This is a genomic window from Pseudomonas sp. LBUM1644, assembly GCF_059716195.1.
In genome coordinates, this window is record NZ_CP166812.1 from 4,273,539 (window position 1) to 4,289,098 (window position 15,560).

The 15,560-nt window shown below is 59.0% G+C and carries 12 protein-coding genes; 8 read left to right on the top strand and 4 right to left on the bottom strand.

Annotation, left to right across the window (positions count from 1 at the left end):
• Window positions 1-62 precede the first annotated feature (62 nt).
• Window positions 63-1,484 carry an MltF family protein gene (locus tag ACA052_RS19420; protein WP_497646336.1) on the bottom strand — a complete coding sequence of 474 codons (1,422 nt, stop codon included), beginning with the start codon at window positions 1,482-1,484 and terminating at the stop codon, window positions 63-65.
• Window positions 1,485-1,718: 234 nt separating this feature from the next.
• Here ACA052_RS19420 and ACA052_RS19425 point away from each other — a divergent pair, with 234 nt between their 5' ends.
• Window positions 1,719-2,525: a TatD family hydrolase gene (locus ACA052_RS19425; protein ID WP_497646338.1), complete on the top strand. Its 807-nt coding sequence runs from the start codon at window positions 1,719-1,721 to the stop codon at window positions 2,523-2,525.
• Window positions 2,526-2,629: 104 nt separating this feature from the next.
• Here the strand turns inward: ACA052_RS19425 and ACA052_RS19430 are convergent, their stop codons facing one another.
• Window positions 2,630-3,859, bottom strand: a complete 1,230-nt coding sequence (locus ACA052_RS19430) for an acyl-CoA dehydrogenase (RefSeq protein WP_497646339.1) — start codon at window positions 3,857-3,859, stop codon at window positions 2,630-2,632.
• Between the two features lie 154 nt (window positions 3,860-4,013).
• On the opposite strand from ACA052_RS19430, the gene ACA052_RS19435 reads away from it, so the two are divergent.
• The 3 genes from ACA052_RS19435 to ACA052_RS19445 all read left to right on the top strand — a co-directional run bounded on the left by ACA052_RS19435 (window position 4,014) and on the right by ACA052_RS19445 (window position 6,536).
• Entirely contained in the window at window positions 4,014-4,949 is a 936-nt protein-coding gene (locus ACA052_RS19435; protein ID WP_497646340.1) for a LysR family transcriptional regulator, read from the top strand.
• Between the two features lie 149 nt (window positions 4,950-5,098).
• Entirely contained in the window at window positions 5,099-5,500 is a 402-nt protein-coding gene (locus tag ACA052_RS19440; RefSeq protein ID WP_497646341.1) for a MerR family transcriptional regulator, read from the top strand.
• Between the two features lie 136 nt (window positions 5,501-5,636).
• Window positions 5,637-6,536 carry a hydroxymethylglutaryl-CoA lyase gene (locus tag ACA052_RS19445; protein WP_497646342.1) on the top strand — a complete coding sequence of 300 codons (900 nt, stop codon included), beginning with the start codon at window positions 5,637-5,639 and terminating at the stop codon, window positions 6,534-6,536.
• A gap of 681 nt (window positions 6,537-7,217) precedes the next feature.
• Here the strand turns inward: ACA052_RS19445 and ACA052_RS19450 are convergent.
• Window positions 7,218-8,912, bottom strand: a complete 1,695-nt coding sequence (locus ACA052_RS19450; RefSeq protein WP_497646343.1) for an AMP-binding protein — start codon at window positions 8,910-8,912, stop codon at window positions 7,218-7,220.
• A 205-nt stretch (window positions 8,913-9,117) separates the two neighbouring features.
• Between ACA052_RS19450 and ACA052_RS19455 the strand changes: the two genes are divergently transcribed.
• The 4 genes from ACA052_RS19455 (at window position 9,118) to ACA052_RS19470 (ending at window position 14,795) form a co-directional block, all read left to right on the top strand.
• Window positions 9,118-10,281, top strand: coding sequence for an isovaleryl-CoA dehydrogenase (locus ACA052_RS19455; protein WP_497646344.1), 1,164 nt, complete (start codon window positions 9,118-9,120; stop codon window positions 10,279-10,281).
• A gap of 13 nt (window positions 10,282-10,294) precedes the next feature.
• Window positions 10,295-11,902: a carboxyl transferase domain-containing protein gene (locus ACA052_RS19460; RefSeq protein WP_497646345.1), complete on the top strand. Its 1,608-nt coding sequence runs from the start codon at window positions 10,295-10,297 to the stop codon at window positions 11,900-11,902.
• Window positions 11,903-12,030: 128 nt separating this feature from the next.
• The gene (locus ACA052_RS19465) at window positions 12,031-12,846 is read left to right on the top strand and encodes a gamma-carboxygeranoyl-CoA hydratase (protein WP_497646346.1); all 816 of its coding nucleotides are present in this window, start codon (window positions 12,031-12,033) and stop codon (window positions 12,844-12,846) included.
• Window positions 12,846-14,795, top strand: a complete 1,950-nt coding sequence (locus tag ACA052_RS19470; RefSeq protein ID WP_497646347.1) for an acetyl/propionyl/methylcrotonyl-CoA carboxylase subunit alpha — start codon at window positions 12,846-12,848, stop codon at window positions 14,793-14,795. Before ACA052_RS19465 ends, ACA052_RS19470 begins: the two co-directional genes overlap by 1 nt.
• Window positions 14,796-14,834: 39 nt before the next feature.
• Here ACA052_RS19470 and ACA052_RS19475 read toward each other — a convergent pair whose 3' ends face one another.
• Window positions 14,835-15,482, bottom strand: a complete 648-nt coding sequence (locus ACA052_RS19475) for a LexA family protein (protein ID WP_497646348.1) — start codon at window positions 15,480-15,482, stop codon at window positions 14,835-14,837.
• Between the last annotated feature and the right edge of the window lie 78 nt (window positions 15,483-15,560).

The window sequence follows — 15,560 nt, forward strand, 5'->3', positions numbered from 1 at the left end:
ATTAATCAGTAAATCAAATGTTAAAAGCGCAATATTTCCACCATAACAATCAGTTTAGTCGATCATTTACGTGAGGCAACTTTTTGCCCCTGAGGCTCCAACGACTCCCGCTCCCGATCGAACGCCAGGTAATACTTGTTCACGCTATTAACATAGCTGACAGGTCCCATTCCCACCTGCTCCATGGCGATGCGCTCGACCTGGAAGAACCATTGATTGGGATTCAAACCACGCCGCCGCGCCTCGGCACGCATGCCCTGAACCCGCTCCGGTCCGATGTTGTAAGCCGCCAATACAAACGCCATGCGCTCACGTTCGTTGAGCTTGGGGCTGGCAAAGAATTTGCGGCGGATCATCGCCAGGTACTTGGCCCCGGCCTGCACATTGGAATCGAGGTCTTGAATGTTGTTGACCCCGACTCGCTGCGCCGCGGACGGGGTGATCTGCATCAGGCCGGTGGGGCCACCGCCGCCGCGGGCGCTCGGTTGCAACGCTGATTCCTTGAACGCCAGTGCCGCCAGGTTCAGCCAGTCCATGCCTTGGGCATCGGCATGTTTCTGCAATACCGGTCGCAGTTTTTCCAAGCGCTGGCGATCAGCCTTGGCCAGTGGATAGTGAACTTGATACAGACGGCGATAGATGCGCAGGAACGCGGCATCCTGATCGGATGGTTTTTTGTAGACGGTGAGAAAGCGATCGATGCTCGCCCGCAGCATTGAGGCATCGCGGCGTACAAACCAGAATTCTTCACCCGGGTCACTGATCAGTACCTGCCGGTCGAAACGCAGCTTTGGCAGGATCTTGCCCCAGCGCTCGGCAATGGGTTGTTCGACAATGGTCAGGTGAAAGATTCCGCCTTGGACCATTTCCAGTACATCTTCGACTGCCAGGGTGGGATCGACCCACTCGATCTTGACCGGTGGCAGTTTGTGCAGGGCTAGCTTCTGATTGATCTGACTGACCGCATCCCCGGCGGCACTGCCGGTGGGCAACGCCAAGGTCTTGCCGGAGAGCTGTTCGAGTCGGGTATAGCGCTTTTCACCTTTGATTCCGACCAGTACCAGCGGGATGTTGCTGGCAATCGGCTCGCTGGTGCTGACGGCGTAGCCCGGCTGCAGATCCAGCAGTTCCCCCGGCGCAACCAGATCACCCTCCCCGCGCTGCAACGCGCCGATGAGTTGATCCTTGGCTTTGGGAATGATCTTGAGGGTGATTTCCTGACCGTCGCGGGCGTGACCGTTGAGGTATTGCTCGAAGGCGCGCAACCGGTGGTACTCGACACCGATAGCCTGGCCTTGGACTTCGCCGGAGCTGTTGCGGCTCTGATTGACCAGCACCCGCAACACGCGACTGCTGCGGATTGCCGCCAGATCGCGCACCTGGGTGGAAGGCACGGCTTGCAGTGGCCCGGCCAGACGCGCAACCGCCGGCATCGGCAGCAGCAACGAACAACACAGCAGTAGCAAAACCGAGGGACGTGTCATCCACTCTCCGGAAAGAATACTGGGCCGATTTCAAGATTTGGCTGAAATCGAACGACAGAAACAGAGCGCCTTGAGCGCTGGCAAAGTGCGAAAGACTGGCACAGTGATGGCACCTTAGCCAGCCTGCCTTGTCTCGCGGCATCAAGAGACAGCTTTAACTCGTTGTAGTTCTTGGCTTTTCTTATAAATCTACAGCTCTGATATGCTTTCCGGCCTTTGGTCCGAGGTAGCACCATGCAACTCATCGATATCGGCGTCAACCTGACCAACCCCAGTTTTGCTGACAAACACCAGGCGGTACTCGACCGCGCCTACGCGGCCGGCGTTTGCCAATTGGTGCTGACAGGCACCAGCGTCGAGGGCAGCGAACAGGCCCTGGAGCTGTGCCAGCAACTGGATGAAACGGCGCAACGGCTGTTTGCCACCGCGGGTATTCATCCCCATTCGGCCAGCGACTGGAACGCCGACAGCGCGCAGCGTCTGCGCGGTTTGCTCAAAGAGCCGAACGTGGTGGCCGTGGGTGAATGCGGGCTGGATTTCAACCGTGATTTCTCGCCGCGCCCGCAACAGGAAAAGGTCCTCGAAGAACATCTGGCGATGGCGGTCGAATTGCAATTGCCGGTGTTCCTCCACGAACGCGATGCCAGTCAGCGTTTGCTGGAAATCCTCCGTGATTACCGTGATCAACTGCCGGCCGCGGTGATTCATTGCTTCACCGGCGAAAAGAAGGCGCTGTTCAGCTACCTCGATCTGGATCTACACATCGGCATCACTGGCTGGATCTGCGACGAGCGCCGAGGCACGCATCTGCACCCCTTGGTGAAAGAGATCAAGCGGGGTCGGTTGATGCTGGAGAGTGATGCGCCGTATCTGCTGCCACGCAGCTTGCGACCCAAGCCAAAAAACGGGCGCAACGAGCCAGCGTACCTGACCGAAGTATTGCGGGAAGTGGCATTGCACCGAGGGGAAAGCGAGGAAGAACTGGCAGCCCACAGCACCGCGTGTGCGCGGGCCTTTTTCGGGCTGCCATCTCCCGACTAAACACAACCCTTGTAGGAGCTGCCGCAGGCTGCGATCTTTTGACTTTAAAGATCAAGGTCAAAAGATCGCAGGCTTCGCCAGCTCCTACAAAAATCGCGTCAGTTTCAGTGGCTGCTGCGCAGCATTTCCTTCGGCACGTATTTGCCGATCTCGAATTTGCCGATCGCCGCCCTGTGCACTTCATCCGGGCCGTCAGCCAGGCGCAGGGTACGCTGCATCGCATACATGTAGGCCAGCGGGAAATCGTTGGAAACCCCTGCCCCACCATGGATCTGGATCGCCCGATCGATAACCCGCAAGGCTACGTTCGGAGCCACGACCTTGATCTGCGCGATCTCGCTCTTCGCCACTTTGTTACCGACGGTGTCCATCATGTACGCCGCTTTCAACGTCAACAGGCGCGCCATGTCGATCTCCATCCGCGAGTCGGCAATCTTGTCGATGTTGCCCCCCAGCCGCGCCAGGGGTTTGCCGAACGCCGTACGGTTCACCGAGCGTTTGCACATCAGTTCCAGCGCTCGTTCAGCCATACCGATCGAACGCATGCAGTGGTGGATCCGGCCCGGGCCAAGGCGACCCTGAGCGATTTCGAAGCCGCGCCCTTCACCTAACAGGACGTTTTCGTACGGCACGCGGACGTTTTCAAACAGTACTTCGGCATGGCCGTGCGGTGCGTCGTCGTAACCGAATACCGGCAGTGGACGAACAATCTTCACGCCCGGTGCATCCACCGGTACCAAAATCATCGAGTGCTGCGCGTGGCGTGGCGCGTCGGGATTGCTCAGGCCCATAAAGATCATGATCTTGCAGCGTGGATCGCAGGCACCGGAGGTCCACCACTTCTTGCCGTTGATCACCCACTGATCGCCGTCGCGGACAGCACGGGCCGCCATGTTGGTGGCATCGGAGGACGCCACGTCCGGCTCGGTCATGGCAAACGCGGAGCGGATCTCGCCGCGCAGCAACGGTTCGAGCCAGCGTTGTTTCTGTTCTTCGTTGGCGTAACGCACCAGCACTTCCATGTTGCCGGTGTCTGGCGCCGAGCAGTTGAAAGGCTCAGGCCCCAGCAGCGAGCGACCCATGATTTCTGCCAGCGGCGCGTATTCGAGGTTGGTCAACCCGGCACCGAGCTCGGACTCAGGAAGAAACAAATTCCACAGGCCTTCAGCCTTGGCCTTGAGTTTGAGTTCTTCCATGATCGCGGTCGGCTGCCAACGATCGCCCTCGGCAACCTGACGCTCGAACACGGCTTCGGCGGGATAAACGTAGGTATCCATGAACGCGGTTACGCGCTCACGCAGTTCCTGAACCTTGGGCGAATAAGCGAAATCCATGAGCATTTACCTTCTTGGGCAGAGGTTGTTTAAGTCATGCAATCGATGCTAGAACAGCTACGAAAATTTACCTAGCCTATTCTCGGCGTGTATTAACATTCATCACCGATATATGATCGGCTGATTGAGAGCCCAACAATAAGAGTGCAGCGCAATGAATCTGAGCAAGGTCGACCTCAACCTTTTCATCGTCTTCGACGCGATCTACACCGAAGCCAACCTGACCCGCGCCGGGCAAATTGTCGGCATTACTCAGCCTGCGGTCTCGAACGCTCTGGCCCGCCTGCGCGAGACCTTCAACGACCCATTGTTCGTGCGTACCGCCCAAGGCATGGTGCCGACGCCCATGGCGCAAAACATCATCGGCCCGGTGCGCAATGCCCTTTCACTGCTGCGGGTGTCGGTGCAGGAAAGCCGCATCTTCAACCCGCTGCAAGCGGTCAAGACCTACCGCATCAGCATGACCGATCTCACAGAGGCCGTGATCCTGCCGCCGCTGTTCCAACGCCTGCGCCGGCTGGCACCGACGGTGATCATCGAGAGTTTCCTGTCCAAACGCCGGGAAACCACCAAAGAACTGGCGGCCGGTCGCCTCGACTTCGCGGTGGATGCGCCGCTCAACACTGACCCGCAGGTGCGCCACGTCAAGTTGATGGAAGACCGCTACGTCTGCGCCATGCGCAAGGGCCATCCGTTGGCCGGCAAAGAAAAATTCACCCTCGATGACTACCTGTCACTGACGCACATTCATATCTCCAGCCGCCGCAGTGGCCTGGGGCATGTCGACTTGGCGCTGGGAAAAATGGGCATTCAGCGCAAAATCGCACTGCGTTCCCAGCATTACCTGATGGCTTCCCAGGTACTGCAGCAAACCGACATGGTCATGACCGTGCCGGAACGCTTCGCCCGGCGTAATGATTTGCACGCGTTCAGCCTGCCGGTTAACGACGTACCCCCGGTGGAAACCCACCTCTACTGGCACGAAAGCACCGACCAGGATCCGGCCAACCGCTGGATGCGCGAGCAGATGATCGAGTTGTGCCAGCAGGTGACGGCACATGAGAAGAAGCTCGATAAGCAACCGGGTTGAACAAAGATCAAAAGATCGCAGCCTGCGGCAGCTCCTACAGGGGATTTGCGTTCTCGTGTAGGAGCTGCCGCAGGTTGCGATCTTTTCGCCCTTGACGTAAACGTCAACCTGACATTAGCTTAGCGCCATGACCTTTTTCGAGCGCGCTTATGAGCAGCCTGACCTATAGCATCTCCGATCTCGCCCGCGAGCTCGACATCACCACCCGGGCCATTCGCTTTTATGAAGAGCAAGGCCTGCTCAGCCCCGAGCGGCGTGGCCAGGAACGTATCTATACGCCCCGCGACAAGGTCAGCCTGAAGCTGATCCTGCGGGGCAAGCGCATTGGCTTCTCACTGGCCGAGTGCCGCGAGCTGATCGAACTCTACGACCCCACCGGCGGCAATCAAAAACAACTGCAGACCATGCTCACCAAAATTGCCGAGCGCCGCGAACAGCTGGAGCAGCAAATGCTCGACATCGAGCAGATGAAGCTTGAACTGGATACGGCGCAAGAGCGTTGCGTGCAGGCGCTGGAGCAGACGATCAAAAGTCAGCAAGCAGTTCAATAGATCAACACAATCCCCTTGTAGGAGCTGCCGCAGGCTGCGATCTTTTGACGTTGCTCTTAAAAATCAAGATCAAAAGATCGCAGCCTGCGGCAGCTCCTACAGGGGGCATTCAGACAATCATCACAGGTCGAATCCCATGTCCCTTCCCACCTTTGTACGCCTGGTCGAAGTCGGCCCTCGCGACGGTCTGCAAAACGAAGCCCAACCGATCAGCGTTGCCGACAAGGTGCAACTGGTCGACGCGCTAACCGCCGCAGGCCTCGGCTATATAGAAGTCGGCAGTTTCGTTTCGCCCAAATGGGTACCGCAGATGGCCGGTTCCGCGGATGTCTTCGCGCAAATCCAGCGCAAGCCGGGCGTGAGCTACGGTGCGCTAGCCCCCAATCTGCGCGGATTCGAAGACGCCATGGCGGCCGGGGTCAAGGAAGTTGCGGTATTTGCGGCAGCGTCCGAAGCGTTTTCCCAGCGCAACATCAATTGCTCCATCAAAGAGAGCCTGGAGCGTTTCGTACCGATCATGGACGCCGCCAAACAACATGGGGTAAGCGTGCGCGGTTACGTGTCCTGTGTGCTGGGCTGCCCTTACGAAGGTCAAGTCAAGCCTGCGCAAGTCGCCTTGGTGGCTCGCGAGCTCTATGCGATGGGCTGCTACGAAGTGTCTCTCGGCGACACCATAGGCACCGGCACCGCCGGCGCCACCCGTACGATGTTTGAACTGGTGTCCGCCGATGTGCCTCGCGAAAAACTGGCCGGGCACTTCCACGACACGTATGGCCAGGCCATGGCCAATATCTACGCCAGCCTGCTGGAAGGCATTTCGGTGTTTGACAGCTCTATCGCCGGGCTCGGCGGCTGCCCGTACGCCAAGGGCGCCAGCGGGAACGTCGCGACCGAAGACGTGGTTTACCTGCTCAATGGCTTGGGTATTCAGACCGGAATTGATCTGGACGCATTGATTCTTGCCGGCCAGCAGATTTGTTCGGTGCTAGGGCGAGCGACCGGTTCGCGCGTGGCCAAGGCGCGTAGCGCACAGTGAGAGGTGGGGTGTTACCGCGAATGCTGGAACGTGGGCGAAAGCGAGTAACACGGAAACAAATTGTCAGGATTTAGCTTAGCGAAAACTCCTACAAAAACTCAAGATGTTGATTTTAAAGGGTTTTTAAAAGTTGGCACGGCTTCTGCTATCTCTATGGCATAACAAGAACAAAAAAAGCAGCAAGGCCTAATAAAAATAAGACGTAACGACTCTGACATAACAAAAACAACACGGCAGAGACGCAGCTAACAGATTTTTTTGGAGAAGATGTGCTTTTCAGGGTGCTTTTCGAAGTAACCCGCAACCGGGCAGAGAACAATAAAACTACCCTCAGGTAGCTCCCGAACTGGTTGGATCGCTCAGCGAAAAAGTAGATCAGCGCTCAAAAAAATACGTTTGCTCTTGATCCCGGATGGGGATCGATAAAAACAGCAGTAAAGGGTCACGGTCACTAAAAACAAAAACAGACCGCCCCTCAATAATAAAAAAAGAGCACGCGCAACGACAAAATTAAAGGGGAGCTTCGGCTCCCCTTTGTGCTTTCTGGTGTTTGTGTATTTCCCGAAAAGATCGCAACCCTGTAGGAGCTGGCGCAGCCTGCGATCTTTTGATCTTTTATCTTTTGATCTTTAGCGCTCTCAGGGATGCCGAAGATCAAGAGATCGCAGCCTTCGGCAGCTCCTACCGCGTCGCTTTGAGCTCCGCAACGCTTATCTCGCGCATCCTGAATTTCTGGATCTTGCCGGTCACCGTCATCGGAAATTCTTCCACAAACTTGAAGTAACGCGGCGTCTTGAAGTGCGCGATGCGTTCCTTGCACCAGGCTTGCAGCTCCTGTTCGGTAGCACTGTGGCCCGGGTGGAACTTGATCCAGGCGACGATCTCTTCACCATAGCGCGAACACGGGATGCCGATCACTTGCACATCCGCCACGGCCGGGTGGGTAAAGAAGAACTCTTCCAGCTCCCGCGGGTAAATATTCTCACCCCCGCGGATGATCATGTCCTTGTTGCGTCCGGCGATGCACACGTAGCCTTCGTCATTCATGCTCGCCAGGTCACCGGTATGCATCCAGCCTGCCTGATCGATCGCTTCCGAGGTGCCTTGCGGGTTGTTCCAGTAACCGAGCATCACGCTGTAACCGCGGGTACAGAGCTCGCCGATGGTGCCGCGCGGCATCAGGTTGCCCGCCTCGTCGATGATTTTGCTTTCAAGCTGCGGCTGAGTCCGACCGACAGTGGTAACGCGCAACTCCAGTTCATCTGAGGGACCGGTCTGCAACGACACCGGACTGGTTTCCGTCATGCCGTAGGCAATCTGCACTTCGCTCATGTGCATATCGCTGATGACCCGGCGCATCACTTCGATCGGACACGTCGCCCCGGCCATGATCCCGGTGCGCAGGCTCGACAGGTCGAACTCGCTGCGTTTGGGCTGATCAAGCATGGCGATGAACATGGTCGGCACGCCGTAGAGCGCGGTGGCCTTTTCTTCGGCGACGGTCGTCAGGGTCAGCAACGGATCGAAAGCATCGTTGGGGTAAATCATCGTGCTGCCGTGGGTGATGCAGCCAAGATTGCCCATGACCATGCCGAAGCAGTGATACAGCGGCACCGGAATCACCAGGCGATCATTGGCCGTCAGCCCAAGGCTTTCACCGACCATGTAACCGTTGTTGAGAATGTTGTAGTGACTGAGGGTCGCGCCCTTGGGGAAACCGGTGGTGCCGGAGGTGTACTGGATGTTCACCGGTTGGTCGAAGTGCAGGCTGTCCTCGCGCTCGCACAACTGGTCGACCGTCACACTGGCAGCCAGATCGGTCAGTTGCGACCACGGCAGGAAACCCGAAGGCGGCTGCGCATCAAGGCTGATGACGCCGCGCAGCTCCGGCAGGCGCTCGCTCTGCAACTGTCCGATGGATTGCTCGGCCAGTTCCGGCACCAACCCCTGGAGCATGCCGTGGTAATTGGAGGTTTTGAAAGATCCGGCGCAGATCAGCCATTGGCAACCGGATTGCTTCAAGGCGTATTCAAGTTCGGAACTGCGGTAGGCCGGATTGATGTTGACCAGGACCGCGCCGATCTTCGCGCTGGCAAACTGGCTTATGCACCATTGGGCGCAATTCGGTGCCCAGATGCCAACACGGTCGCCGGCTTGCAAGCCCAGCGCGAGCAGGGCCCTGGCATGCAGATCCACCGTCTCGGACAACTGCTGCCACGTATAGCGCAACTGTTGATGGCGCACGACCAGCGCCTCGCCGTTCGGGTACCGCGCCGCCGTGTGGTTGAATGCCTGGCCGATGGTCATCGCCAATAAGGCTTTGTCCTGAGTACCACGGGTGTAGCTGCGCTGCGGGCTTGCACTGGGTTGATCCATGACGACCCCTATTATCTTTATTAATGGGCTTTACGGCGGTCCCACAGGTGACCGTCGTGAGTCTGTAAGCGCTGTCCTACTCTCGCTCAAGTTGACGTTAACGTAAAGGGTGATTGACAGCCATTCGTCACAGGCTTACGTTAACGTAAAGGTGAGAGCCACATCACTGTCCTCCCCGCCCTACAAAAAAGCCAAAAGGTGACCCATGAGCTATCCATCCCTGAACTTTGCCCTCGGTGAAACCATCGACATGCTGCGCGATCAGGTTCAGTCCTTCGTCGACAAAGAGATCGCTCCACGCGCCGCTCAGATCGACATCGACAACCTGTTCCCGGCGGACCTGTGGCGCAAATTCGGCGACATGGGCCTGCTGGGCGTGACCGTTCCTGAAGAGTACGGCGGCGCTGGCCTGGGTTACCTGGCCCATGTGGTGATCATGGAAGAAATCAGCCGTGGTTCGGCGTCCGTCGCCCTGTCCTACGGCGCCCACTCCAATCTCTGCGTCAATCAGATCAACCGCAACGGCAATCACGAACAGAAAACCAAGTACCTGCCAAAACTGATCAGCGGCGAGCACATCGGCGCCTTGGCCATGAGCGAGCCGAATGCCGGTTCCGACGTGGTATCGATGAAATTGCGTGCCGACAAACGCGGCGATAAATACGTCCTAAACGGCAGCAAGACCTGGATCACCAACGGTCCAGACGCCAACACCTACGTGATCTATGCCAAAACCGACCTTGAAAAAGGCCCCCACGGCATCACCGCTTTCATCGTCGAGCGCGACTGGAAAGGCTTCAGCCGCAGCAACAAGTTCGACAAGCTCGGCATGCGCGGTTCCAACACGTGCGAGTTGTTTTTCGATGACGTTGAAGTACCGGAAGAAAACATCCTTGGCGCGCTCAACGGCGGCGTGAAAGTACTGATGAGCGGTCTCGATTACGAACGTGTTGTCCTGTCCGGCGGCCCGACCGGCATCATGCAGGCCTGCATGGACCTGATCGTGCCGTACATCCACGACCGCAAGCAGTTCGGCCAGAGCATCGGCGAATTCCAGCTGATCCAGGGCAAAGTTGCCGACATGTACACCCAACTCAACGCCAGCCGCGCCTATCTGTACGCGGTGGCCCAAGCCTGCGAGCGCGGTGAAACCACGCGCAAGGATGCGGCTGGGGTGATCCTCTACAGCGCCGAACGCGCCACGCAAATGGCCCTCGACGCGATCCAGATTCTCGGCGGCAACGGCTACATCAACGAATTTCCGGCCGGTCGCCTACTGCGTGACGCCAAGCTGTACGAAATTGGCGCCGGCACCAGTGAGATCCGTCGCATGCTGATCGGTCGCGAACTGTTCAACGAAACCCGCTAAAACGGAGCTGTCCATGGCTATCCTGCATACCCAGCTCAACCCCCGTTCGGCGGAGTTCGCGGCCAACAGCGCGGCAATGCTCAAACAGGTCGACGCCTTGCACACCCTGCTCGCCCAAGTGCAGCAAGGTGGCGGCCCCAAGGCGCAAGAACGCCACACCTCGCGCGGTAAATTATTGCCTCGCGAGCGGATCAATCGGCTGCTCGATCCGGGCTCGCCGTTTCTCGAAATCAGCCAACTGGCGGCCTACGCGGTGTATGGCGAAGACGTGCCGGCCGCTGGCGTGATTGCCGGCATCGGCCGCGTCGAAGGCGTCGAGTGCATGATCGTCGCCAACGATGCCACCGTAAAAGGTGGCTCGTATTACCCGCTGACCGTGAAAAAACACCTGCGCGCCCAGACCATCGCCCAGCAGAATCGCCTGCCGTGCATTTACCTGGTGGACTCCGGCGGCGCCAACCTGCCGCGTCAGGATGAAGTGTTCCCGGACCGCGAGCACTTCGGGCGGATCTTCTTCAACCAGGCCAACATGAGCGCCATGGGCATTCCGCAGATCGCCGTGGTGATGGGTTCCTGCACCGCCGGTGGCGCCTACGTGCCCGCGATGGCCGACGAAGCGATCATGGTCCGCCAGCAAGCGACGATTTTCCTCGCCGGCCCACCGTTAGTGAAAGCCGCGACCGGTGAAGTGGTCAGCGCCGAAGATCTGGGCGGTGCCGACGTGCACTGCAAGATTTCCGGGGTTGCCGACCATTACGCCGAAAGCGACGAACATGCCCTGGCCATTGCCCGACGCAGTGTCGCCAACCTCAATTGGCGCAAAATGGGCGAGCTGCAACAACGCACGCCAATCGCTCCGCTCTACGCCAGTGATGAGTTGTACGGCGTAGTCTCGGCCGACGCCAAGCAGCCGTTCGACGTGCGCGAAGTCATTTCGCGGCTGGTGGACGGTTCGGTGTTCGATGAATTCAAAGCGCTGTTCGGCACTACCCTGGTCTGCGGCTTTGCCCACTTGCACGGTTACCCGATAGCGATCCTCGCCAACAACGGCATCCTCTTCGCCGAGGCGGCGCAGAAAGGCGCGCACTTTATCGAGCTTGCGTGCCAGCGCGGCATCCCACTGCTGTTCCTGCAAAACATCACTGGTTTCATGGTCGGCCAGAAATACGAAGCCGGCGGCATCGCCAAGCACGGAGCGAAACTGGTCACCGCCGTAGCCTGTGCCAAGGTGCCGAAGTTCACCGTCATCATCGGCGGCAGTTTCGGCGCCGGTAACTACGGCATGTGCGGGCGGGCCTACGATCCGCGTTTCCTGTGGATGTGGCCGAACGCACGCATCGGCGTGATGGGCGCCGAACAGGCCGCTGGCGTGTTGGTACAGGTCAAGCGCGAGCAAGCCGAGCGCAGCGGCCAGGTTTTCAGCGCCGAGCAGGAAGCCGAGATCAAGCAACCGATCCTCGATCAATACGAAGAACAGGGCCACCCTTACTATTCCAGCGCTCGGCTGTGGGACGACGGTGTCATCGACCCGGCGCAGACCCGCGATGTGTTGGCTTTGGCCTTGTCCGCGTCGTTGAACGCGCCAATCGAACAGAGCCGCTTCGGCGTGTTCCGGATGTGAACTGACTGTAGGAGCGAGCTTGCTCGCGATGGACGATAGCGCGCCGCGTTAATTCAGAAAGCACGCGTTATCGTTGACGTCCTTCGCGAGCGAGCTCGCTCCTACAAGTGCCGTGGAGACGGACGAAAATGAGCGATTTCAATACCCTTGAGCTGCTGACCGACCCACGGGGTTTCGCGACCCTGTGGCTCAGCCGTGAAGAAAAAAACAACGCGTTCAACGCCGAGATGATCCGTGAATTGATCCTCGCCCTGGACAAGGTCTCGACAGACGCCAACCTGAGATTTTTGCTGGTGCGCGGTCGCGGCAAGCACTTCAGCGCCGGTGCCGACCTGGCGTGGATGCAGCAATCGGCCGAACTCGATTACCAGACCAATCTCGACGACGCCCGGGAACTGGCGGAGTTGATGTACAACCTGGCCAAGCTGAAAATCCCGACGCTGGCCGTGGTGCAAGGCGCCGCTTTCGGCGGCGCGCTCGGCCTGATCAGTTGCTGCGACATGGCGATTGGCGCCGATGACGCGCAGTTCTGCCTGTCGGAAGTGCGTATCGGCCTGGCGCCGGCAGTGATCAGCCCGTTCGTGGTGCAAGCCATCGGCGAGCGTGCGGCACGTCGTTATGCCCTGACGGCGGAGCGATTCGGTGGGCAACGCGCTCGCGAAATCGGCTTGTTGTCCGACAGTTATCCGGCCAGTGAACTGGAGCAAAAAGTCGAACAGTGGGTCGATAACTTGCTGCTCAACAGCCCCGCAGCCATGCGTGTCAGCAAGGATTTGCTGCGTGAAGTCGGCAACGGCGCACTGACTCCGGCGCTGCGGCGCTACACCGAAAACTCCATCGCGCGTATCCGCGTCAGTCCCGAAGGTCAGGAAGGCCTGCGCGCCTTTCTGCAAAAACGTCCGCCGAGCTGGCAAGCCGAAACCACCACCAAGGAGCCGCATTGATGAGCGCCCCTGTCATTACCTCTCTGCTGGTGGCCAACCGTGGCGAAATCGCTTGCCGGGTCATGCGCACCGCCAAGGCCCTGGGCCTGACCACCGTGGCCGTGCACAGCGCCACGGACCGTGAAGCCAGGCACAGCCGCGAAGCCGATATCCGCGTCGACCTCGGTGGCAGCAAAGCCGCCGACAGTTACCTGCAAATCGACAAACTGATCGCAGCCGCCAAGGCCAGCGGTGCGCAGGCGATTCATCCGGGCTATGGTTTTTTGTCGGAGAACGCCGGGTTCGCTCGTGCCATCGAAGCCGCCGGCCTGATCTTCCTCGGTCCGCCCGCCTCGGCCATCGATGCCATGGGCAGCAAATCCGCCGCCAAAGCACTCATGGAAACCGCTGGCGTGCCATTGGTGCCCGGTTACCACGGAGAAGCTCAAGACCTCGACACCTTCCGCGATGCCTGCGAACGCATCGGCTATCCGGTACTGCTCAAGGCCACGGCGGGGGGCGGCGGCAAAGGCATGAAAGTGGTCGAGGATGTCAGCCAACTGGCCGAAGCCCTGGCATCGGCACAGCGTGAAGCAAAATCGTCGTTCGGCGATTCGCGCATGCTGGTAGAGAAATACCTGCTGAAACCACGCCACGTGGAGATTCAGATCTTCGCCGACCAGCATGGCAACTGCCTTTACTTGAATGAACGTGACTGCTCGATCCAGCGTCGGCACCAGAAAGTCGTCGAAGAGGCCCCCGCCCCCGGTTTGAGCCCGGAACTGCGCCGCGCCATGGGTGAAGCCGCTGTGCGTTCGGCGCAGGCCATCGGTTATGTCGGTGCCGGCACCGTGGAATTTCTGCTGGATGCGCGCGGTGAGTTCTTCTTCATGGAGATGAACACGCGCTTGCAAGTCGAACACCCGGTGACCGAAGCCATCACCGGCCTCGACCTGGTAGCGTGGCAGATTCGCGTGGCGCGCGGTGAAGCGCTGCCGATGACCCAAGCCGAGGTTCCACTGCTCGGCCATGCCATCGAAGTGCGGCTGTATGCCGAAGATCCGGGCAATGATTTCCTCCCGGCGACCGGGCGTCTGGAGCTGTATCGCGAATCTGCCGAAGGTCCGGGGCGTCGCGTCGACAGTGGCGTGGAAGAAGGCGATGAGATCTCACCGTTCTACGATCCGATGCTCGGCAAATTGATTGCCTGGGGCGAAGATCGTGAGCAGGCGCGCCTGCGGTTGTTGAGCATGCTGGATGAGTTTGCGATTGGCGGGCTCAAGACCAACATCAACTTCCTGCGCCGCATCATCGGCCATCCCGCATTTGCAGCGGCAGAACTGGATACCGGATTCATCCCCCGTCATCAGGAGCAACTGCTGCCAGAGCCTTCGCTGCTCAGTGACGAATTCTGGCAAGCCGCGGCGCAGGCGTTTGCCCAAAGCCAACCAGGATCGCTACGCGCCGATGACCGGAGTTCGCCTTGGGGGATTAGCAATGGTTTCCGTGCCGGTTTACCGAAAGAAATTACCCTCCACCTGAGTTGCGAAGGCCAGGACCGGGCGCTGACCTTGGGCAACCCCTGCACGGCGCAACTCAAGGGCGAGCAACTGCTGACAGAACACGACGGCGTGCGCCGCCAGCATCGGACAATCCGCCGTGAAGGCGTTGTGTACCTGCAATGGGAAGGTGAATTGCGCCGCATCGAGGCCTACGACCCGATCAGCGCCGTCGAAGCCAGTCACAGCCATCAGGGCGGGCTGACGGCGCCAATGAACGGCAGCATCGTCCGCGTGCTGGTCGAGGCCGGGCAAACGGTCGAAGCCGGCGCACAACTGGTGGTGCTGGAAGCGATGAAGATGGAGCACAGCATCCGTGCGCCACACGCCGGGGTGATCAAGGCGTTGTACTGCCAGGAAGGCGAGATGGTCAGCGAAGGCAGTGCGCTGGTCGAGTTGGAAGAAGCCTGAAATGAAGATCGGTCCTACGCATTGCGAGGACCGATCGGATTAGAACCTGGCTGTTGCCTGAACCACCACGCCGATGATTCGGCATGTTTCGGTGTAAAGGGCTTTCGGATACGTCGGATTGAGCGGCACCAGGTAACGCTGCCCGCTCTCTTCGATGAGTTTGCGGAAAGTCGCCTCGGTGCTGTCCGGCCACAAGGCGATCACAAGTTTGCCTGGCACTGCTTCCACGTCCGGGTCCACCAGGATCAACATGTCCTCGGCAATACTCACGCCGCTCGGTGCCGTCATCGCATCGCCGGCCACGACCAGCCAGAACGCCTTGCCCCGAGCGTGGTAATCGGTCAGCTCGAAACGGGGCTTGCCGTAGATCGATTGCTCTCCGTCACGTACCTCGGCGGCTTCTCGCCAGTCGCTGACCGGGTAGCGGAAGTACGGGTTGTATTTTTGCGTCAGACAAGTCTCATTGTCTTGCAGGACCAGAGGCTCCCTGATCACCATTGCCACTTCCAGATAGTCCATGCCCAGCGCCTGCAAGACACCATTCATGTCCTCGATGCTGGGCTGACGGCGTTTTGACAGCCAGTGGCCAATCCCGCCCTGGGACATCCCTACGCGCTCCGCGAGTATCTCTTGAGTGACTTTGAGTTCACTCATCTTGGCCTTGACCAACTCTATCCATTTATCCATGAGCAGCACGATACGTGGGCGCCTCCGGCCTTTCAAACACAACTTGTAGTATTTAAATTCTCGTCACAAATACAGTAC

Excerpts from the sequence above, each read along its gene's own strand:
- ACA052_RS19420 (WP_497646336.1), bottom strand. The coding sequence starts at position 1,484 with ATGACACGTCCCTCGGTTTTGCTACTGCTGTGTTGTTCGTTGCTGCTG.
- ACA052_RS19425 (WP_497646338.1), top strand. The coding sequence starts at position 1,719 with ATGCAACTCATCGATATCGGCGTCAACCTGACCAACCCCAGTTTTGCT.
- ACA052_RS19430 (WP_497646339.1), bottom strand. The coding sequence starts at position 3,859 with ATGGATTTCGCTTATTCGCCCAAGGTTCAGGAACTGCGTGAGCGCGTA.
- ACA052_RS19435 (WP_497646340.1), top strand. The coding sequence starts at position 4,014 with ATGAATCTGAGCAAGGTCGACCTCAACCTTTTCATCGTCTTCGACGCG.
- ACA052_RS19440 (WP_497646341.1), top strand. The coding sequence starts at position 5,099 with ATGAGCAGCCTGACCTATAGCATCTCCGATCTCGCCCGCGAGCTCGAC.
- ACA052_RS19445 (WP_497646342.1), top strand. The coding sequence starts at position 5,637 with ATGTCCCTTCCCACCTTTGTACGCCTGGTCGAAGTCGGCCCTCGCGAC.
- ACA052_RS19450 (WP_497646343.1), bottom strand. The coding sequence starts at position 8,912 with ATGGATCAACCCAGTGCAAGCCCGCAGCGCAGCTACACCCGTGGTACT.
- ACA052_RS19455 (WP_497646344.1), top strand. The coding sequence starts at position 9,118 with ATGAGCTATCCATCCCTGAACTTTGCCCTCGGTGAAACCATCGACATG.
- ACA052_RS19460 (WP_497646345.1), top strand. The coding sequence starts at position 10,295 with ATGGCTATCCTGCATACCCAGCTCAACCCCCGTTCGGCGGAGTTCGCG.
- ACA052_RS19465 (WP_497646346.1), top strand. The coding sequence starts at position 12,031 with ATGAGCGATTTCAATACCCTTGAGCTGCTGACCGACCCACGGGGTTTC.
- ACA052_RS19470 (WP_497646347.1), top strand. The coding sequence starts at position 12,846 with ATGAGCGCCCCTGTCATTACCTCTCTGCTGGTGGCCAACCGTGGCGAA.
- ACA052_RS19475 (WP_497646348.1), bottom strand. The coding sequence starts at position 15,482 with ATGGATAAATGGATAGAGTTGGTCAAGGCCAAGATGAGTGAACTCAAA.